We start from the raw sequence: 19,542 nt of genomic DNA, 5'->3' as shown, positions 1-19,542 counted from the left end.
GCGACATTGCTGAGCGCCGCCGCAACGCCGGCGCGCAACCGCCGATCCGGCGTTTCCGTGCGGATGCGCGCGCTACGGACGCTCGCACGCATGCGCGCGCGGCGTTGCGTTCATCGCCGGTTGCGCCGATTAACGCGGGTTTGATCGCGCCGGGTTTAGCGTCGCCCCGTCCCCACAAACGCGAGGCCTTCCCATGCGACAGCACGCGATCCAGCGACAGACCCTGCTCGCCCTGGCCCTGACCGCGACCTTCGCCCTCGGCGCCGCCAACGCGCAGGTGCCGGGCAAGGTGCAGTCCAAGCACGATGCGGTCGAGAAGGCCGACGTCGCCGCCGGCAGCGCGATGCAGGCGCGCGACAGCGCCGCCAGCGCCGAGTTGGCCGCGGAAGCCGCGGTGCAGACCCGCGAGCAAGGCGCGACCAGCGCGCGCGGCGCGATCGCCGCGCAGGCCACCACGCAACAGGCCGAGCGCGCCGCCGCCGATGCCCGCAGCGCCGCCCAACAGGCGATCCGCGCCGCCGACGAAGCGCGTTCGGCGCAGGCCGCGGCGGTCTCCGGCAGCAACCCCGCCGGCGCCGCGGTGCAGGCGCGCGCGGCCATGAACCAGGCGCGCACCGCCAACGCCGTCGCCGCCGATGCCGGCAGCGTCGCCCGCGCCGCCGCCGCGGCCACCGCCGAAGCCAACCGCCTGCCCGACCGCGTCGTCGCCCCGCCCAGCGACGGCCGCAGCGTCGATTTCGCCGCGCTCGACCTCGACGGCGACGGCGCGATCAGCCGCGAAGAATCGCGCGCGCACGGCGCGCTGAGCGCGAACTTCCTGGCCGTGGACGTCAACGCCGACGGCCGCATCAGCGTCGACGAAGTCAACGCCTGGCGCCGTTGATTCCCCGCGACCGCCGCGGCCCGTTCCTGTAGGAGCGGCGCGAGCCGCGGCCGCGGCAATGCAGCTGCGCCGCAATTACCACCGTGCGCCGACAAGGCCGGGATCCAGGGCTTCGAACGTTCCCGCACGAGAAGCCCTGGATTCCCGCTTTCGCGGGAATGACGGCAAAAAACACACAAGCGCCAGCGCAGCCCCGGCCGCTCCCTGTAGGAGCGGCGCAAGCCGCGACTGCGACAACACAACCACCTCGCAACCATCGCATCGCCGTCTCTGCGGCAGCGGGAGTTCAGGACTTCGGACCTTCTCGCACGAGAACCCCCGGTTCCCGCTTTCGCGGGAATGACGGCAAAAAGCGCAACGCATCGATGTACTCGCGCCCATCAAATCCAGGCTGCCGTGGACCAACGAAGCCACACGCCCCACACCGCAAAACCCGCATCGCCTCAGCGCACCACGCTCAAAACATCGCCCCCACCGCCACGCTCGCATAATCGTGATCCGCCAACGGATCGTAATGCGCGCTGCCCGCGTAATCCGTGTAACCGAAACTCGCGAAGTAGCGCTGCCCGTACTTCGCCGTCACGCCGAGCGTCAGCTGTCGCCGGTCCTCAACCAACTGATTGTCGATCGCGAATCCGCGCACGTCGTGGCCGAAGCTCATCATCGGCGACACCGTCCAATCCGCGCCGACCGCGTAATCGAGCTGCGCGCGCAAGCGGTAGCCCCAGGCATTGCGGGTGTAGAAGCCCTTGTCGAGGCAGCCGCGCGGATTCTGGATCGGCGGGCATGCGCCGCCGTAGCCCTGCGGCGAGAAGCCCCAATGGAAGCCGCGGCCGTAGCGCGCCTGGTCCAGTCCCGGCAAGTCCGCGCGGCTGTACATGGCCTCGCCCGCCAGCGTCGCCTGCTTCGCGCCGAACACGCCGGCGAACGCACGCTGGACGTTCAACATCGCTTGGTCTTTGTCGACCCGGTCGTAGCCGCGCAGCACCGCGCCCGGCGCCAGCGCCGCGTTGCGCGCGCCGATCGGTCCGCCGTTGCTGGTCAGCGCGCGGAACATGTCGGCGGTGTTGAGTTGCACCGGTTGGCCGCGCGTGTGCGAAAGCTCGGCGCCGAGCTGCCAGCCGCGCCAACGGGCCTGCGCGCTCAAGCCGAGGATGCGGATGTCGTCGGGGTATTCCCAGATCTCGCGGATCGTCGACAGCCGCGCCGACAACTGCGCGTACGCCTCGGGCACGCCAGCCGCGATCAGGCGCGGCGCCAGGGTCGGATCGGTGCGCGCCGGGTCGATGACGGTCGCGTCCAAGTACGGCGCGCGCGAGTTGATCCGCAGGTAGTAGGCGCCCCAACCGCGGCCGCTGGCCTCGTCGCGATAGCGCAGCGACAGCCCGTACTGGCCGCGGTCGCTGCCGTAACGGTCGCGGTCGCGCGGCAGGATCGCGCCCATCGATTGCATGAAGCCGTCGCTGAGCCACGGCCCCGCGCCCGCCGACGCGGTGTTGAGCGGGTAATAGGCGTTGGACTGGATGCCGGCGCAGCCACGCTCGATGCCCAGGTCGCTGCCGGAGAAGAAGGTGCCGCAGGGGTCGTACTCCGACGGCCGCCAGTTCCATTGCCAGAAACCTTCCAGGCTCAGCTTCGAATCCAGCGTCCATTTCGCCCACAGCATCTCCACCGGGATTTGCGCTTCGCTGGCGGCGTCGGTGCCGGGCCGGCGCAAGCTGGTGTAGTCGACCGGATTGATCTGGTTGACGCCGCTGAAGAACACGCCGCCGCCCCACTTCACCGCCTGCTTGCCGACGCGCAGGTCCAGCGCGCTGTCGTCGTCGAGCTTGAAGTGTCCGTACGCATACGCGTTGAGCCACAGGAACCCGGAGAACCGGTTCGAACGCGAGAATCCGGCGTCGCTGAGCGGCGCGGATGGATCGAAGCCGTTGGGCACGTTGCCCTGGCGCACCTCGCTACGATCCAGGGTCGCGTCGTACCAGGTGCGCGCGCTGAGGTTGAGGCCGACCTCGCGGTACTTCAGGTCCACCGACTGCACGATCTTGAACAGGCTGGAAAACGCGTCGCCGCGGTCGAAATTGAGATTGCCGTCGTCGGCGGTGTCGGCGCCGGTGCCGCCCTTGGGCCGGCCGTCGGACGCGTAGCCCTTGCCGAGCAAGTGCGGCTGCGCCTTGCCCGTGCGCACGGCGGTGCCGGCGACGATGCGGGTGTTCCATTGCCCCTGGATGCGGCCGTCGGCCAACTCGAAATCGGCAGCCCGTGCGGGCGCGACGGCCAGTGCGCAGGCCAGCGCCGCGACGACCGATGCGGTCAAAACACACACTCGATACGTCAACGAACGACGCGAAAAATCACCGGAAAACAGCTGAAAACCCGACATGCGAACCGATCCTGCAGAACTGCTGCAGGGTTTCTAGCACCGCCGCGGCGAAACCCGCACTACTACTTTAGGCTGTGTTCCGCCGCGCCCCGTTTGTGCGCGCGCGCAGTTGCGGCATAGTGCGATGCCAGTCCCGCCCGAGTCCGCCGCAGTCCATGAATCCGCCGCCGCCGATGCATTCCGACGCCGTCGCCGCCGCGCCCGCCGGCGCCCCGCCGCTGAGCCGCAAGGACACCCGCACGCTGCTGTTGTCGGCGTTGGGCGGCGCGCTGGAGTTCTACGATTTCGTGATCTTCGTCTTCCTGACCGAGACGCTGCGCAAGCTGTTCTTCCCGGTCGGCACGCCCGAGTGGCTGGGCACGCTGCAGGTCTACGGGATCTTCGCCGCCGGCTATCTGGTGCGGCCGATCGGCGGGGTGATCATGGCCCACTTCGGCGACCGCTCCGGGCGCAAGCGCATGTTCACCCTGAGCGTGTTCCTGATGGCGCTGCCGACGCTGTTCATCGGCCTGCTGCCGACCTACGCGCAGATCGGCATCGCCGCGCCGCTGCTGTTGCTGGCGCTGCGCATCGTCCAGGGCATCGCCATCGGCGGCGAAGTGCCCGGCGCGTGGACCTTCGTCGCCGAACACGCGCCGCGCGGCCGGGTCGGCTTCGCCTGCGCCTCGCTGTCGGCCGGGCTCACCGCCGGCATTCTGATCGGCTCGCTGGTCTCCACCGCGGTCAACACCTGGCTGGCGCCGGCCCAGGTGCTGGACTGGGGCTGGCGCGCGCCGTTCGTGCTCGGCGGCGTGTTCGGCTTCCTCGCCGTGTACCTGCGCCGCTGGCTCAGCGAGACGCCGGTGTTCACCGCGATGCGCGAGAGCCGCCAGTTGGTACGCGAACTGCCGCTCAAGCAGGTGCTGCGCGAGCACCGCGCCGGCGTCGTGCTGTCGATGCTGGTGACCTGGCTGCTGACCGCGGCGATCGTGGTGATCATTTTGATGACCCCGACCATCGCGCAGCAGGCGTTCAAGATGGAACCCTCGCGCGCCTTCCTCGGCAACAGCCTGGCGGCGTTCTTCCTGACCTTGAGCGCGATCGGCGGCGGCTGGCTGGTCGACCGCATCGGCCGCGGCCGCGCGCTGTTGATCGGTTCGCTCGGCGTGCTGGTCAGCAGCTTCGCGCTGTACTACGACCTCAACCACGGCGCGCACAACTTCCTGCTGCTGTACGCGCTGGCCGGGGTGTTCGTCGGCGTGGTCGGGGTGATCCCGGCGGTGATGGTGGCCGCGTTCCCGGCGCCGGTGCGGTTCTCGGGGCTGTCGTTTTCCTACAACGTCGCCTACGCGGTGTTCGGCGCGGCCACGCCGCCGCTGATCGGCGGTTACCTCGCCCCGCATTTCGGCGGCATGGCGCCGGCCTACTACGTGATGGCGGTGGCCCTGGTCGGGGTAGCGGTGTCGGCGTACCTGCTGAGCAATCCGCGCCAGCAGTTCCACGAAGACTGAGCGCGCGTCAGCACACCATCACGAAGTACACGCCGAAGATCGACAATCCGGCGATCCAGCAGCCCAGCATCGCCAGACAGGCGAGCAGTATCCAGGCCGCGCGCAGCCAGCCGCCGCGGCCGAGCGTGCTGCGCACGGCGACGACGGGCAAGGCCAGACCGAGCAGCGCGAACAGGCCCAACACGGTCCAGCCGAGCGCCCAGAACGCGAGCGATTTCTCGCCGTATTCCGGCGGGCATTGGGTCGTGGCCAGCGACAACGCAGGCCACAGCGCGCAGGCGAGCGCTGCGCAGCGCTTCGTGCGGCGTTTCCAGGGGCCAGCGGGCGCAAAATCAAAATGGATTCCGGCTTTCGCCGGAACGACGGCAGGAGGGAGTCGTTTCATTCCACGTCGGGCGCGCAACTTCCCAGTCGTCGTTCCGGCGAAAGCCGGAATCCATTTTGACTTTGACTTCACCGCCGCCAACCCACTCATACCCCCGCCGCGCGGCGCCAGAAGAAATGCGCCAGCGGCGGCAGCTTGCCGGCCAGCCCCAGCAGCGGCCCGCGCGCCAGGGTGGCGGCGAGGTCGTCGTTGGAGAACAGCTTGTTCAAGCCGTCGAAGCCGTAGGCCGCCAGCGCGTTTTCGCTGCGCCGCTCGCGCGCCCAACGCGCCAGCCGGTGCGGCGAACCCGGATCGGCGCCGTGGCGGCGCGCCTGCCGCAGGCTCGCGCGCAGCCCGGCGACATCGCGTAGGCCGAGGTTGACGCCCTGCCCCGCCAGCGGATGCACGACGTGGGCGGCATCGCCGATCACCGCCACCCGCCCGGACACGTAGCGCTGGGCCAGTTGTCGGCGCAGCGGGAACGCGGCGCGCGGCGACACTTTCGTCAGCGCGCCCAGGCGGCCGGCGAAGGCGCGTTCGAGTTCGCCCAGGAACGCGGCGTCGTCCGCCGCCAACAGCCGCTCGGCTTCGGCGTCGGGCAGGGTCCAGACGATGGAACTGCGCCGGTCGCGCGCGCCGTCGTCGCCCTGCGTCGGCAGGAACGCGACCGGCCCACCCGGCAGGAAGCGCTGCCAGCAGGTCGCCTCGTGGCTGCGTTCGCTGTCGACATAGGCGACCAGGCCGCGCTGGCCGTAGTCGTGCGCGGGCGCCTCGATCCCGGCCAGCCGGCGCAGCTTCGACTCGGCGCCGTCGGCGGCGACCACCAGCCGCGCGCGCAGGCGCCGGCCGCCGGCCAGGGCCACGCCGACGCTGTCGCTGCCATCGCGCTCCAGCGCCTCGACGTGTTCGGGGCAATGCAGTTGCACGCCGGCCTGCGGCAGCGCCGCCCACAGCCGGTCGACCAGCAGGCCGTTCTCGACGATCCAGCCCAGTTCGCGGCGGCCGAACGCGTCGGCGTCGAAGGCGATCTCGCCGCCGCCGGCCGCGTCCCACACCCGCATCGCGCGATACGGCTGCGCGCGCGCGTCGCGCACCGCGCTCCACACGCCAAGGTCCTGCAGCAGCGCGGCGTTGTCGGGCGCGAACGCATACACGCGCAGGTCCGGCCGCAGCGGCGACCACGGCGCGGGTTCGCGCGCTTCGACCAGGGCGACGTCGAAACCGTCGCGGGCGAACGCCAGCGCCGCGGCCGCGCCGACCACGCCGGCGCCGACCACCGCCACGTCGAGAATCTCGCGCCGGCTCATGCGCGGCCTCCGCGTTCGCCACCGGAAACCGCGGCGGCGCGGTCGTTGCGGCATAGCGCGGGCACGTCGCCGCGGTAGCCCATCGCGCCGCCGACCAGGAACGACTGCGCGCTGGCCAGGCGGTCGAACGCGAACAGGCCGAGGCTGCGCAGCGGCCGCATCAGCTCGGTGTCGTTGGCGCTGAGCCGCGCCAGCCCGTCGGAGAAACCGACGGTGCGTTCGCGGTCCTCGCGCCGACGTTCCAGATAACGCGCCAGCAGCGCGTCGCTGCCGCAATCGCCGTCGCCGGCGCGGCGCCGGTCTTCGATCAGTTCGGCCAGGGTCATCGCATCGCGCAGGCCCAGGTTGAAGCCCTGCGCGCCGATCGGGTGGATGGTCTGGGCGGCGTTGCCGACCAGCACCGCGCGCGCCGCGACGGTGCGCTGCGCCAGCACCCGGATCGCCGGATACAGGCTGCGCGCGCCGCAACTGAGCAAGCGCCCGGCGCGCCAGCCGAACGCGTCCTGCACGCGGGCCAGGAAACCGGCTTCGTCGAGCCCGGCGACCGCGTCGGCATCGTCGCTGGCGACGCCGTGGATCAGGCCGTAATGGCGGTCGCCGCGCGGCAGCAGCGCGGTCGGGCCATCGCGGCCGAGGCGCTCGTAGGCGGTGCCGTCGGGCGCGCGCTCGCCGCGCAGGCGCGCGACGAACAGGGTCTGGCCGTAGTCGTGTTCCTCGGTGCCGATCCCCAGCGCCTCGCGCACGCCGCTGCGGGTGCCGTCGGCGGCGACCAGCAGGCGCGCGCGCACGGTCCGCTCCCCCGCCCCGTCGGCCAGCCGCACCGCGCGCCAGCCGTCGCCGCCGTCGGCCAGGCCGACGAACCGCACCGGCCGGTAGCGCAGCAGCCGCGGCAGTTCGGCCAGGCGCGCTTCCAGCGCTTCGCCGAAGTCGCGCGCCACCACCACCCGGCCGAACTCCTCGCGGCCGTAGCGTTGCGCTTCGAGCACGGTGCGGCCGAAATCGCCGCGGCGGCTGATGTGGATGCGCCGGATCGGCCCGGTCGGCGCGCGCAGCCGGGCCAGCACGCCGAGCGCGTCGAGGGCGTTGAGGGTGGCTTCGGCGAAGCTGAGGTTGCGTTCGTCGAATACCGCCGGCAGCGCGCCGGGCGGGGCGGCCTCGACCAGGCCCACGTCGAGGCCGATGCGGTCCAGGGCGATGGCGAGACTGGCGCCGACCAGGCCGCCGCCGACGATCAGGACATCGTGGCTGGCGTGAATGGCGGGGTCGGGCGCGCCGGCGGAAGAATGCGGCGTGGCGTCGGAAGTCATGGGGTTCATGATACTGGCGCGGTCGCTAAGCGGGTGTTCGCGGATGTCGCAGCGCCGCGATCGGGCACAAAAGCATTGGGCGGCCTGAAGGCCCTCCCACCACAGCCCGGGCTTCGGGCGACGGCACGGTGCCCAGCGCCAGCCTGCAAGGCGCTTGTGGGAGGGCCTTCAGGCCCGACGCTTTCCGACCAGCCCACCGGAATCAATCACTTAGCCCCAAGCCCCGACCCAGTCGGCACATTCGCCCCCAGCTTCTTTAGAATGGCCGCATCGACGCCGCCGCGTCCGGAGCCCGATCCATGAAGCCGAACACCCGCAACAGCCTGATCCTCGCCCTGCTGGCCGTGTTGATGGTCGCCACCCGCGTCAATCACTGGACGCCGATCCCCGACGCGTCGTGGGCGGTGTTCTTCATCGGCGGCTTCTACCTGCGCAACTGGACCCGCTGGGCGTTCCCGGCGCTGATGGCGCTGGCGGTGCTGATCGACTACGCGGTGATCAGCCGCATGGGCATCAGCTTCTGGGACCACTACTGCGTCTCGGCCGCGTACTGGTTCCTGGTCCCGGCGTACTTCGCGATGTGGGCCGGCGGCCTGTTCGTCGCGCGCAACTACAAGCGCAGCTGGAGCACGCTCGCCACCGCCGCGGTCGCGCTGCTGGCCTCGGTCGCGGTGTGCCAGCTGCTGAGCCAGGGCAGCTTCTACTGGATCTCCGATTCGGTGCAGAACAAGAGCGTCGCCGGCTGGGCCGCCAATTACTTCGAATGGCTGCTGCCGTACCTGCGCACCACCGCGACCTACGTCGGCATCGCCGCGGTGGTCCAGGCGATCGCGGCCTCGGCCAGCAAGACCGCGCTGCCGGCGCAGTCCGACGACGCGCGCAAGCGCTGATCGGCCGCGCGCCGGACCGACCGACCCGATGGGCAACCGCCTCTCCAAGATCTACACCCGCACCGGCGACGACGGCTCCACCGGCCTCGGCGACGGCAGCCGCACCGGCAAGGACTCCGCCCGCGTCGGCGCCTACGGCACGGTCGACGAAGCCAATTCGACCATCGGCCTGATCCTCGCCGCCGAACTGCCGGACGAGGTGCGCGAACAACTGGTGTCGATCCAGCACCAGATGTTCGACCTCGGCGCCGAGCTGTGCATCCCGGGCCACGCGGCGATCTTCGCCGCCGACATCGACCGGCTCGAACACTGGCTCGACGCGCACAACGAGCACTTGCCGCCGCTGAAGGAGTTCATCCTCCCGGCCGGCGGCGAGGCCGCGGCGCGCTGCCACATCGCCCGCACCGTGGTCCGCCGCGCCGAGCGCGAGGCCGTGGCGTTGGCGCGGGTCGAGGACATCCGCTCCGAGGCCGTGCGTTATCTCAACCGCCTGTCCGACCTGCTGTTCGTGATCGCGCGCGTGCTGGCCCGCGCCGGCGGCCACGGCGAGGTCACCTGGAACCACGAGCGCCGCAAGGCCTGACCGCACCGTGCGCGTCTACACGCATCCGGCCTGCACGCGCCACGACCCGGGTCCGGGTCACGCCGAGCGGCCGCTGCGTCTGGTGGCGGTGACCGAATCCCTGCGCGAAGCCTTCGCCGAGCGCCTGCACTGGTGCGAGGCGCCGGCGGCGAGCCGCGGCCAGTTGCTGCGCGCGCATTCCGACGAACTGCTGGCGCTGGTGCTCGACACGCCGGTCGACGGCCCGGTCCAGCTCGATCCCGACACCGTGCTCGCGCCGGGCTCGGCCGAAGCCGCGCTGCGCGCCGCCGGCGCCGGCGTGGCCGCGGTCGACAGCGTGCTCAAGGGCGAGGACCGCCGCGCGTTCTGCGCGGTGCGCCCGCCCGGCCACCACGCCACCGTGCATGCGGCGATGGGCTTTTGTCTGTTCAACAACATCGCCGTCGCCGCCGCCCACGCCTGCGACAAGCACGGGCTGGCGCGGGTCGCGGTGATCGACTTCGACGTCCACCACGGCAACGGCACCCAGGCGATCTTCGACAGCGATCCGCGGGTGCTGTACGTCAGCTCGCACCAGTTGCCGCTGTATCCCGACACCGGCTACGCGCACGAGCGCGGCATCGGCAACATCGTCAACGCGCCGCTGCCGACGGGCACCGGCAGCGACGGCTTCCGCCGGGTCTGGCGCGAGCGCCTGCTGCCGATCGTCGACGGCTTCCGTCCGCAGCTGGTGCTGATCTCGGCCGGCTTCGACGCGCACAAGCGCGACCCGCTGGCGCAGATCGAACTCGACGGCGAGGACTTCGCCTGGCTCACCGCCGAACTGGTCGCCATCGCCGAGCGCCATGCGGCCGGGCGGGTGGTGTCGATGCTGGAAGGCGGCTACGACCTGGCCGCGCTGCGCGAAAGCGCGGTCGCCCACGTCGGCGCGATGCTGGCCTGAGCGGCGCGCCCCGGTGAGGGCGGGTCGCGGCCGCGATAACTCGGCTTGCGGCGCGAACGGCCACCCCGCGGTCGCGGCTTGCGCCGCTCCTACAGGGGGCTTCGGCCGGCTCGATCAGGCTTCGGGCTTGGCTTCGAAATCCAGCGACGCCGAATTGATGCAATAACGCAACCCGGTCGGGCGCGGGCCGTCCGGAAATACGTGCCCCAGGTGCGACTGGCAACGCGCACATTTGACTTCGATCCGGCGCATTCCGTGACTCTCGTCGGCATGCTCGCTGACCGCTTCGGGCCGGATCGGCTGGTAGTAGCTCGGCCAGCCGCTGCCCGAGTCGTACTTGGTGTCCGAGGCGAACAGCGGCTCGCCGCAGGCCACGCAGGTGTAGGTGCCGGCGTCCTTGTGGTTCCAGAAGCGGCCGGTGAACGCCCGCTCGGTGGCCGAGCAGCGGCAGATCGCGTACTGCTCCGGCGACAGTTGCTCGCGCCATTCAGCTTCGGTCTTCTCGACCGGGACGTCGGGGCCGGGGACGGGGTGCTGGCTCATGATCTCCTCCTGGGTGGACGGCGCCGCGTTGCCGGCGCGATCGGCGGGGAATCCCGGCCGGTCCGGCGAAACTTGCAAGATGAACGCCGATGACTCCCAGATGGCGTTCGCGTTGCCCGCTTGCAAGGGATGGGGCAAGCTAACCGCCGTTTTTCCCCGTCTGCCGGATGCTCGCGTGCGCAAACCCCTCCGCCTGCTCCCGTTGTCGCTCTGCATCGCCATCGCCCTGCCCGCGTACGCGGCGGACGACAACGAGAACTGGGGACTGTGCCCGCTGATCGATGCGGTCCCGTCCTTCAACGACGCCCCCGCCCCGACCGGCACCGCCGACCAGCGCGCCAGCCAGCCGACCGCGATCGACGGCGGCACCCTGGAGCGCGCCGGCGACGAGCAGAACATCGTCGTCCAGGACAACGTCCGCCTCAGCCGCGGCGACCAGTTCCTCGGCACCGACAAGCTCAGCTACAACCAGGAAAGCGGCAAGTACACGGCCGAGGGCCACGTCCGCTACCAGGACTCGAGCATGCGCCTGGTCGCCGAGCACGCCGAGGGCGACCAGAACGCCGACAAGCACCAGATCGACGACGTCGAGTACCAGCTGACCTCGCGCCGCGGCAACGGCGGCGCCGAGCGGATCGAACTCAACGGCGCCAAGGGTTCGCTGCTGAGCTCGACCTATTCCACCTGCGCGCCGAACCAGCGCGCCTGGGAACTGCGCGCCCACCGCATCGACATCGACACCGAGGAAGGCATGGGCGTGGCGCGCAACGCCACCCTGCGCATCGGCAAGGTGCCGGTGCTGTACGTGCCGTGGTTCATGTTCCCGGTCGACGACCGCCGCCGCACCGGCCTGCTGTATCCGAACATCGGCATGTCCGGCAAGAACGGCTTCGACTGGCGCCAGCCGATCTACCTCAACCTGGCGCCGAACTACGACGCGACCCTGTTCCCGCGCTACATGAGCCGGCGCGGCGCGAGCCTGGGCGTGGAGTTCCGCTGGCTGTACGAGAACGGTTCGGGCGAGACCTACGTCAACTGGATGCCGCGCGACGATCTCTCGCGCAAGGATCCGGACCGCTACACCTACTACATCCGCAGCGGCGACCCGTTGCCGACCATCCCCAAGGACGACATGCCGCGCGACAACCGCGGCGAGTTCGCGTTCAAGGGCGTGCACCGCTTCGACGGCACCTGGTACGCCGGCGCCAACCTGGCCTGGGTCAGCGACAAGTACTACCTGCAGGACTTCAGCAACAGCCTGTACAGCCAGTCGACGATCTCGCTGCGCAGCGAAGTCGGCCTGTATGGCCGCGGCCGCTACTGGGACGCGAGCATCATCGCCGACCACAACCAGCTCGCCGACTTCACCCTGCGCGAGAACTCGCTGGCCTTCGACCGCCTGCCGCGCGCGACCTTCCACTGGGCGCAGCCGGTGCAGCCGTGGCTGGAAACCGGCGTGGACACCGAGGCGGTGCGATTCCAGCACGCCGACCTCAAGTTCGTCGCCAACGACCCCACCCCCGGGATCCCGGAGAGCCGGCGCCAGAGCATCCCCGGCGGCAGCCGCTTCGACGTCAAGCCCTACATCAGCTTCCCGCTGGAAGGCGCGGCCTGGTTCATCCGGCCCAAGCTGGCCTGGCGCTACACCGCCTACGAGCTCGACGGCGAGATGGCCGCGCAGATGGCCGACGCCCGCGCCAACAGCTTCATCGCCAACAACCCCGGCACGGTCAAGACGCCGGAGCTGGTGCGCAGCTTCTACGACAAGTCGCCGACCCGCAGCCTGCCGATCACCTCGATCGACGCCGGCCTGTACTTCGACCGCGAGACGGTGATCCGCGGCGACAACTACGTGCACACCCTGGAGCCGCGCGTGTTCTACCTGCGCGCGCCCTACCGCGACCAGGACGCGATCCCGCTGTTCGACACCAACCCGATGTCGTTCAGCTGGGGCGCGCTGTTCCGCGACAACCGCTACTCCGGCGCCGACCGCCAGACCGACGCCAACCAGCTGACCACCGCGCTGACCACCCGCCTGATCAACTCCGAGGACGGCCGCGAACGGCTGGCCGCGAGCATCGGCCAGATCCAGTACTTCGACGACATCCGCGTGGTCGCCGGCGCCGAAACGCCGATCAAGCAGGGCAAGTCGGCCTGGGTCGCCGACGTCAGCGTCTCGCCGACCGACCGCTGGACCATCAACGCCACCTACCAGTGGGACCCGCGCCTGCGCAGCGAGGACGTCGCGACCCTGCGCGCGCGCTACCTGTTCCGCAACAGCGGCGTGGTCAACTTCGCCTACCGCTACCGCCGCAACCTCGCCGCGCCGCCGGGCTCGCCGAGCGACATCGCCGACCAGTACGAGCAGGCCGACGTGTCGTTCCTGTACCCGATCAACGACAACTGGAGCGTGGTCGGCCGCTACTACTACTCGATCAAGGACAGCCGTCCGCTCGAGCAGATCGCCGGCGTGCAGTGGGAAAGCTGCTGCCTGGCGGTGCGCGCGATCGCCCGTCGCTACCAGCGCAACCGCTCCGAAGACCTGAACAGCTCGTTTCAGGTGGAGTTCGAACTCAAGGGCCTAGGCTCGGCGGGCCAGAACACGGAGCGGGTATTGCGCCGTGCTATTCTCGGCTACAACCGCGACGACCTCTATTTGACGCCTCCGTCCCCCTCGATCAGCCGCGAAAACCGCGGTCCGGGCGGCGACGAGGCCATCCTCGACCCGACCCTATGAACAATCGTTTTGCCCGCGCCCTGACCGCTGGCGTCCTGGCCACCGGCCTGCTGATCGGCGTCGCCCAGGCCCAGGAGCTGCAGCCGATCGACCGCATCGCCGCGGTCGTGGACGAGGACGTCATCCTCAAGACCGAGCTCGATCGCGCGGTCGCCAACATCCTCGGCCAGTACGCCGGCCGCAGCGAGCAATTGCCGCCGCGCGACGTGCTCGAACGGCAGGTGCTCGAGCGCCTGATCCTGCTCAAGCTGCAGGTCGCCCAGGCCCAGGGCACCGGCGTGCGCGTGACCGACCAGGAGATCGAGCAGGCCATCGCCGGCATCGCCCAGTCCAACCGCCTCAGCGTCGACCAGCTGCGCCAGCAGCTGGCCCGCGACGGCAGCTCCTACGCCGACTTCCGCAATTCGATCCGCGACGAGCTGCTGGTCCAGCGCTTGCGCCAGCGCTTCGCCCAGACCCGGGTCTCGGTCAGCGACGCCGAAATCGACGCCGCCCTGGCCGCGCAGGCCAACACCGGCACCCAGTACCACCTGGCCCACATCCTGATCGCCCTGCCCGAAGGCGCCACCGCCGAGCAGATCGCCACCGCGCAGAAGAAGGTCGACGGCGTCAAGGCGCTGATCGACAAGGGCGAGATGGACTTCAACGCCGCCGCCGTGCGCTATTCCGACAGCCCCAACGCACTGGAAGGCGGCGACCTGGGCTGGCGCAGCGTGGACGAGATCCCGGCCGCGTTCGCCGACATGATGAAGGCGATGAAGGCCGGCCAGGTCACCGCGCCGCTGCGCGGGCCGAGCGGCTTCCAGCTGCTCAAGCTGGTCGAAGTGCGCGACGCCTCGCAGTCCGGCCCGCAGATGGTCACCCAGTACCACGCCCGCCACATCCTGGTGCGCGTCAACGACCAGACCACCGAAGCCCAGGCCAAGGCCAAGGCCGAGACCCTGCGCGCGCGCATCGCCGGCGGGGCCAAGTTCGAGGACGTGGTCAAGGAAAGCAGCGAAGACCTCGGCACCCAGTCCAAGGGCGGCGACCTGGGCTGGTTCATGCGCGACGAATTCGGCCCCGAGTTCGGCGGCGCGGTCGCGGCCCTGGCCGACAACGAAGTCTCGCAGCCGATCCACACCACCGCCGGCTACCACGTGGTCCAGCGCCTGGGCACGCGCGAGAGCGACGTGTCCAACCAGAGCAAGCGCGCGCAGGTCCAGGAGACCATCGGCCGGCGCAAGCTGGAAGAGGAATGGAACCGCTTCCTGCGCGAGAAGCGCAGCGAGGCCTACGTCGACTTCCGCATGGGCAAGGGCTCGGAAGGCAACCAACCGGGTACCGAGACCACGCTGCCCACCAAGGGCGGCTGACGTGACCCCGCCCCGGCTCGCGCTGGTGCCGGGCGAGCCGGCCGGCGTCGGGCCGGAGCTGTGCGTGCGGCTGCTGCAGCGGCCGCGCGACTACGACCTGATCTGCTACGCCGACCCGCGCAGCCTGCGCGCCGCGGCCGACGCGCTCGCCTTGCCGCTGACCCTGCTGCCGCCGGACCGCCCCTCGCGGGCGCCGGGCGAAGTGGCCGTGGTCGAGATCCCCAATCCCGTACCGCCGGCCTTCGGCGCGCCCGAGCCGGGCAACGCCGCGGCGGTGATCCAGGCCCTGCGCGACGCCGCCCAGGCCTGCCTGGACGGGCGCCTGGACGGCGTGATCACCGGCCCGGTGCACAAGGCGGTCATCAACGAGGGCGGCATCGCCTACACCGGCACCACCGAGCTGCTGGCGCAACAGGCCGGCTGCGAGGTGGTGATGATGCTCGCCAACGACATCGTCCGGGTCGGCCTGGCCACCACCCACCTGCCGCTGCGCGACGTCGCCGACGCGATCGCGCCGGAGCCGCTGGCGCGCACCCTGCGCATCGTCGATGCCGCCCTGCGCGGCGACTTCGGCCTGGCGCGCCCGCGCATCGCCGTGCTCGGCCTCAACCCGCACGCCGGCGAAGCCGGGCACCTGGGGCGCGAGGAGATCGAAGTGATCGAACCGGTCCTGGCCGCGCTGCGCGGCGAAGGCCTGGACCTGATCGGCCCGCTGCCCGCCGACACCGCGTTCCTGCCGGCCAAACTGCAGGGTTTCGACGCCGTGGTCGCCATGTACCACGACCAGGGCCTGCCGGTGCTCAAGTACAGCGGCTTCGAGCGCGCGGTGAACCTGACCCTGGGCCTGCCCTACCCGCGCGTCGCCGTCGACCACGGCACCGCGCTCGACCTGGCCGGGCGCGGCCTGGCCGATCCATCCAGCCTGATCGCCGCGGCCGACGCCTGCGCGCGCATCGCCCACATCCGCTCGACCCGCAGCGACCGCAACCCGCCCGGAGGCTCGCCATGACCGGCACCGCCAAGACCCACGCCAAGGGCTTCAAGCCCGAGGCGAAAAAGCATCTGGGCCAGCACTTCCTGCACGACGCCAACGTCATCGCGATGATCGTGCACGCAGTGGACCCCAAGCCCGGCGACCGCCTGGTCGAGATCGGCCCCGGCCAGGGCGCGATCACCTTCCCGCTGCTGGACCGCCACGGCGAACTGACCGTGATCGAGTTCGACCGCGACCTGATCTTCCCGCTGACCGAGACCGCGCGCGCGCACGGCACGCTGGAAGTGATCCATCGCGACGTGCTCACCGTCGATTTCAGCGCGCTGGCGCACAACGGCGGCCCGATCCGGCTGGTCGGCAACCTGCCCTACAACCTGTCCTCGCCGATCCTGTTCCATGCCCTGGAACACGCCGCGGCGATCCGCGACATGCATTTCATGCTGCAGAAGGAAGTCGTCGACCGCATGGCCGCCGCACCCGGCAGCAAGGTCTACGGCCGCCTCAGCGTGATGCTGCAGGCCTATTGCCAGGTGATCGCGCTGTTCGACGTGCCGCCGGCCGCGTTCCGGCCGCCGCCGAAGGTCGATTCGGCGGTGGTGCGGATGATTCCGCTGGCGCCGGAGCGGATCGGCATCGACGACCACGCCCTGTTCGCGCGCCTGGTCCGCGACGCCTTCGGCCAGCGCCGCAAGACCCTGCGCAACGCGCTCTCGCTGGTCTGCGACGGCGCCTCGATCGAGGCCGCCGGCGTGCGTCCCGACGCGCGCGCCGAGCAACTGGAAGTGGCGCAGTTCGTGCGCCTGGCCAATTGGCTGCGCGCCCACGACAAGGTCCTGCCCGATCCCTCCGCGAGCTAGCGGACCGCCATCGCCGCGGCCCGGCGGCGCCTGCCCGCGCGGCGCCGCCGCGGTCGCGTTTTTTCGTCCGTCCGCGCCATCGCGCGCCGCCGCGACGGCTCATTCCCGCTTCATCCCCGCTTTGCTTAAACTGCCGCCATGAACCGCCCCACCGAATACGTCTTCGACATCGACGTGGCGACCCGCTACCTGGACGACCAATCCGCTCCGGAGCAGGATCGCTACGTGTTCGCCTACACCATCCACATCCGCAACGCCGGCACCGTGCCCGCGCGCCTCATCTCGCGCCATTGGGTGATCACCGACGCGAACGGCAAGGTGCAGGAAGTGCGCGGCGACGGCGTGGTCGGCGAGCAGCCGTGGCTGCGTCCGGGCGACGACTTCGAATACACCTCCGGCGCCGTGCTGGAGACCAGTCTGGGAACGATGGAAGGCACGTACGCGATGGTCGCCGACGACGGCACCCGCTTCGACGCGCCGGTGCCGACGTTCACCCTGACCATCCCGCGTACCCTGCACTGAGCGCGGACGGCACATGAGCGTTTGGGCAATCGGCGACCTGCAAGGCTGTTACGACGCCACCCAGCGGCTGCTGGAACGGCTGAAGTTCGACCCGGCGCAGGACAAACTCTGGTTCTGCGGCGACCTGGTCAACCGCGGCGGCCAATCCCTGGAAACCCTGCGGCTGGTGCACTCGCTGCGCGAGCACAGCACCGTGGTGCTCGGCAACCACGACCTGTCGCTGCTGGCGATCGGCCAGCGCACCGAGGAAGAGAAGCGCAAGGTCAACCCCGACCTGCAGCGCATCGTCCTGGCCGACGACGGCGAAGCGCTGCTGGACTGGCTGCGCATGCAGAAACTCGTGCACGCCGACCGCGCGCTCGGCTGGATGATGGTGCACGCCGGCATGGCGCCGAAGTGGACCACCTCGATGGCCGAGCGCCACGCGCGCGAGGTCGAGGAACGGTTGCACGGCGACCAGTACCGGCGCCTGCTCAAGAACATGTACGGCGACCGCCCGGCCTGGAATCCCAAGCTGGCCGGCATCGACCGCCACCGCGCGATCATCAACATCTTCACCCGCCTGCGCTATTGCACGCCGCGCGGCCGCATCGCGTTCGAGGACAAGGGCGCGCCGGGCACCCAGCCGGTGGGGCTGTATCCCTGGTACGAAGTGCCGGGCCGGGCCGAGCGCGACCTGAAGATCGTGTGCGGGCATTGGTCGACGCTGGGCTTGTTCATCGGCCACGGCGTGCACGCCATCGACACCGGCGCGGTCTGGGGCGGCAAGCTCACCGCGCTGCAGCTGGACACCGACGAACTGCGGCTGGTGCAGGTGCCCGGCCGCGACGTGCCGGCGAATCCGCCGCGGCCGCGGCCGCCGCGCCAGCCGGGCTGACGGAGACCCGCATGCGCCACGGACGGCCGCGAACGCAGCAATCGCCACCGCCCGCGCTCGTCGCGGGGGCCGGTCGCGCCAACGCGCCCGGGCCGGCGCGTGCGGAGTCGCTAGAAGCCGCGACGCGGCCGTTCGCATCGCCGGCGCGCGCGCGCGCCGGCGGCGAATCCGCAGCGTGGCGTGGCGCCGTCGCGACGTTGCTCATCGCCGCGCTCGCCGCCGGCTGCTCGCAACCCGCCTCGCCGCCGGCCGAACGCTCGGCCGCCGACGCTACGCCGCCTGCCGCCGCCGAGCCCGCGAAGCCGTCGCCGCCGTTGGTCGCCGCCGCGCGCGCGCAAGTCGGCGTGGTGCGCCTGTACGACCCGGCCTACGTGCGGCTCGGCTACCCCGGCGGCGACGTCGCGCCCGACCGCGGCGTCTGCACCGACGTGGTGATCCGCGCCCTGCGCGTGCAGGGCCTGGACCTGCAGCAGCGCGTGCACGAGGACATGCGCGCGAACTTCGCCGCCTACCCGTCGCTGTGGCGGGCGAGCGCGACCGACCGCAGCATCGACCACCGCCGCGTGCCGAACCTGCGCCGCTGGTTCGAACGCCAGGGCTGGTCGCTGCCGGTCAGCGCCGACGCCGCCGACTACCGCGCCGGCGACGTGGTGACCTGGGATCTCGGCCGCGGCCAGACCCATATCGGCATCGTCTCCGACCGCCGCTCCCGGGACCGCCGCCGGCCGCTGATCCTGCACAACATCGCGCGCGGCACGCAGGAGGAAGACGTGCTGTTCGCCTATGCCGTCACCGGCCGTTATCGCCCGCGGCTGCCGCCGGCGGTCGCCAGCCGATGAACTCGCCCGAGACGCCCGCGCCGGGCCAGGGCGGCCCCAATCGCCGGCTCGCGGCCGAGATCGATGCGCGCGAGTACCGCCGGCGCAGGCCCGGCCCGATCCTGCTGATGGGCGCCGCGGTCATCGCGGCGCTGGTGTTGACCGACATCGTGCGCACCAACCTGCGCCAGTCGCAGATCGAGGCCGAGGCCGCCGCGCGGGCGACCGCGCAACGCGCCGCGGCCGCCGCGGACACCGCCGCTGCTGCCGCGACCGCGACCGGCCCGAGCGCCAGCGACCGCATCGTCGGGCGCGCCTTCGACACGATGCTGGCCGAGCTGCGCGCGCGAAGCGCCGCCAGCGCCGAGGCGCGCGAGCGCACGGCGCGCTACCGTTCGCTGCTGCAACGGACCGTCGCCGCGTCCCGGCTCGAACTCGAGATCGAGCGGTTCGAGTGCGGCCCGCACCTGTGCATCGGCTCGCTGTCCGGCGACGCCGCGGCCTATGCCCGCTTCGGCGACGCGGCCCGCAAGGCGCAGCCGCCGCTGTCCGCGTTCGCCGACTGGTCCGCCGCCGCGGACGCAGGCACGGACGCGGGCGCGACGCAGCACCGCTTCCTGCTGCCGTTGAACGCGGACGACGATGCGGACGGCGCGCCCGCGCCGGCCCGCGAAGAACCCGGCGCCCGGCCCTGAGCGAGGCCGGCGCCG

The 19,542-nt window shown here is 71.2% G+C and carries 17 protein-coding genes and 1 pseudogene; 13 read left to right on the top strand and 5 right to left on the bottom strand.

Features of this window, described 5'->3' with window-relative positions; genetic code table 11:
* Positions 1-193 precede the first annotated feature (193 nt).
* Entirely contained in the window at positions 194-883 is a 690-nt protein-coding gene (locus tag RDV84_RS13485) for an EF-hand domain-containing protein (protein WP_078998237.1), read from the top strand.
* A gap of 457 nt (positions 884-1,340) precedes the next feature.
* On the opposite strand, the gene RDV84_RS13480 is transcribed toward RDV84_RS13485, so the two are convergent.
* Entirely contained in the window at positions 1,341-3,266 is a 1,926-nt protein-coding gene (locus RDV84_RS13480; protein WP_309150648.1) for a DUF1302 domain-containing protein, read from the bottom strand.
* A gap of 173 nt (positions 3,267-3,439) precedes the next feature.
* Here RDV84_RS13480 and RDV84_RS13475 point away from each other — a divergent pair, with 173 nt between their 5' ends.
* Positions 3,440-4,756, top strand: coding sequence for an MFS transporter (locus tag RDV84_RS13475; protein WP_101943961.1), 1,317 nt, complete (start codon positions 3,440-3,442; stop codon positions 4,754-4,756).
* A 7-nt stretch (positions 4,757-4,763) separates the two neighbouring features.
* Here RDV84_RS13475 and RDV84_RS13470 read toward each other — a convergent pair whose 3' ends face one another.
* The 3 genes from RDV84_RS13470 to ubiH all read right to left on the bottom strand — a co-directional run bounded on the left by RDV84_RS13470 (position 4,764) and on the right by ubiH (position 7,683).
* Positions 4,764-5,141 carry a hypothetical protein gene (locus tag RDV84_RS13470; protein WP_309150647.1) on the bottom strand — a complete coding sequence of 126 codons (378 nt, stop codon included), beginning with the start codon at positions 5,139-5,141 and terminating at the stop codon, positions 4,764-4,766.
* Positions 5,142-5,227: 86 nt separating this feature from the next.
* Positions 5,228-6,427, bottom strand: a complete 1,200-nt coding sequence (locus RDV84_RS13465) for an FAD-dependent oxidoreductase (RefSeq protein ID WP_309150646.1) — start codon at positions 6,425-6,427, stop codon at positions 5,228-5,230.
* Positions 6,424-7,683, bottom strand: a complete 1,260-nt coding sequence (gene ubiH, locus RDV84_RS13460) for a 2-octaprenyl-6-methoxyphenyl hydroxylase (protein WP_309153728.1) — start codon at positions 7,681-7,683, stop codon at positions 6,424-6,426. The genes RDV84_RS13465 and ubiH overlap by 4 nt, the downstream gene beginning before the upstream one ends.
* A 350-nt stretch (positions 7,684-8,033) precedes the next feature.
* On the opposite strand from ubiH, the gene RDV84_RS13455 reads away from it, so the two are divergent.
* The 3 genes from RDV84_RS13455 to RDV84_RS13445 are packed head-to-tail and all read left to right on the top strand — an operon-like array spanning position 8,034 to position 10,129.
* Complete coding sequence (locus RDV84_RS13455; protein WP_309150645.1) at positions 8,034-8,624, top strand: hypothetical protein; 591 nt, start codon at positions 8,034-8,036, stop codon at positions 8,622-8,624.
* A gap of 28 nt (positions 8,625-8,652) precedes the next feature.
* Positions 8,653-9,207, top strand: a complete 555-nt coding sequence (locus tag RDV84_RS13450; protein WP_309150644.1) for a cob(I)yrinic acid a,c-diamide adenosyltransferase — start codon at positions 8,653-8,655, stop codon at positions 9,205-9,207.
* Positions 9,208-9,214: 7 nt separating this feature from the next.
* A complete protein-coding gene (locus RDV84_RS13445) occupies positions 9,215-10,129 on the top strand; it encodes a histone deacetylase family protein (RefSeq protein WP_309150643.1) in 915 nt (304 codons plus the stop codon).
* Between the two features lie 114 nt (positions 10,130-10,243).
* Here RDV84_RS13445 and msrB read toward each other — a convergent pair whose 3' ends face one another.
* Complete coding sequence (gene msrB / locus RDV84_RS13440; protein ID WP_078998257.1) at positions 10,244-10,672, bottom strand: peptide-methionine (R)-S-oxide reductase MsrB; 429 nt, start codon at positions 10,670-10,672, stop codon at positions 10,244-10,246.
* A gap of 175 nt (positions 10,673-10,847) precedes the next feature.
* Between msrB and lptD the strand changes: the two genes are divergently transcribed.
* The 8 genes and pseudogenes from lptD (at position 10,848) to RDV84_RS13400 (ending at position 19,527) form a co-directional block, all read left to right on the top strand.
* Entirely contained in the window at positions 10,848-13,409 is a 2,562-nt protein-coding gene (lptD, locus tag RDV84_RS13435; RefSeq protein ID WP_309150642.1) for an LPS assembly protein LptD, read from the top strand.
* A complete protein-coding gene (locus tag RDV84_RS13430) occupies positions 13,406-14,764 on the top strand; it encodes a peptidylprolyl isomerase (RefSeq protein ID WP_057948640.1) in 1,359 nt (452 codons plus the stop codon). The genes lptD and RDV84_RS13430 overlap by 4 nt, the downstream gene beginning before the upstream one ends.
* A gap of 1 nt (position 14,765) precedes the next feature.
* A complete protein-coding gene (gene pdxA / locus RDV84_RS13425) occupies positions 14,766-15,773 on the top strand; it encodes a 4-hydroxythreonine-4-phosphate dehydrogenase PdxA (RefSeq protein ID WP_309150641.1) in 1,008 nt (335 codons plus the stop codon).
* Complete coding sequence (gene rsmA, locus RDV84_RS13420) at positions 15,770-16,615, top strand: 16S rRNA (adenine(1518)-N(6)/adenine(1519)-N(6))-dimethyltransferase RsmA (RefSeq protein WP_078998245.1); 846 nt, start codon at positions 15,770-15,772, stop codon at positions 16,613-16,615. Before pdxA ends, rsmA begins: the two co-directional genes overlap by 4 nt.
* Before the next feature lie 138 nt (positions 16,616-16,753).
* Positions 16,754-17,137, top strand: coding sequence for a Co2+/Mg2+ efflux protein ApaG (apaG, locus tag RDV84_RS13415; RefSeq protein ID WP_057948643.1), 384 nt, complete (start codon positions 16,754-16,756; stop codon positions 17,135-17,137).
* Between the two features lie 13 nt (positions 17,138-17,150).
* Positions 17,151-18,128 (top strand): annotated as a pseudogene (locus RDV84_RS13410) (symmetrical bis(5'-nucleosyl)-tetraphosphatase).
* 83 nt (positions 18,129-18,211) lie between these two features.
* Complete coding sequence (locus RDV84_RS13405; protein ID WP_309150640.1) at positions 18,212-18,853, top strand: DUF1287 domain-containing protein; 642 nt, start codon at positions 18,212-18,214, stop codon at positions 18,851-18,853.
* A complete protein-coding gene (locus RDV84_RS13400) occupies positions 18,850-19,527 on the top strand; it encodes a hypothetical protein (protein WP_309150639.1) in 678 nt (225 codons plus the stop codon). Before RDV84_RS13405 ends, RDV84_RS13400 begins: the two co-directional genes overlap by 4 nt.
* Positions 19,528-19,542: the final 15 nt, after the last annotated feature.

Origin of the sequence: Lysobacter yananisis (assembly GCF_031199375.1) — a bacterium.
Lineage (GTDB): Bacteria > Pseudomonadota > Gammaproteobacteria > Xanthomonadales > Xanthomonadaceae > Lysobacter > Lysobacter yananisis.
The sequence above is the reverse complement of the archived record's forward strand: the minus strand, read 5'-3'. Positions and strand labels throughout refer to the sequence as shown.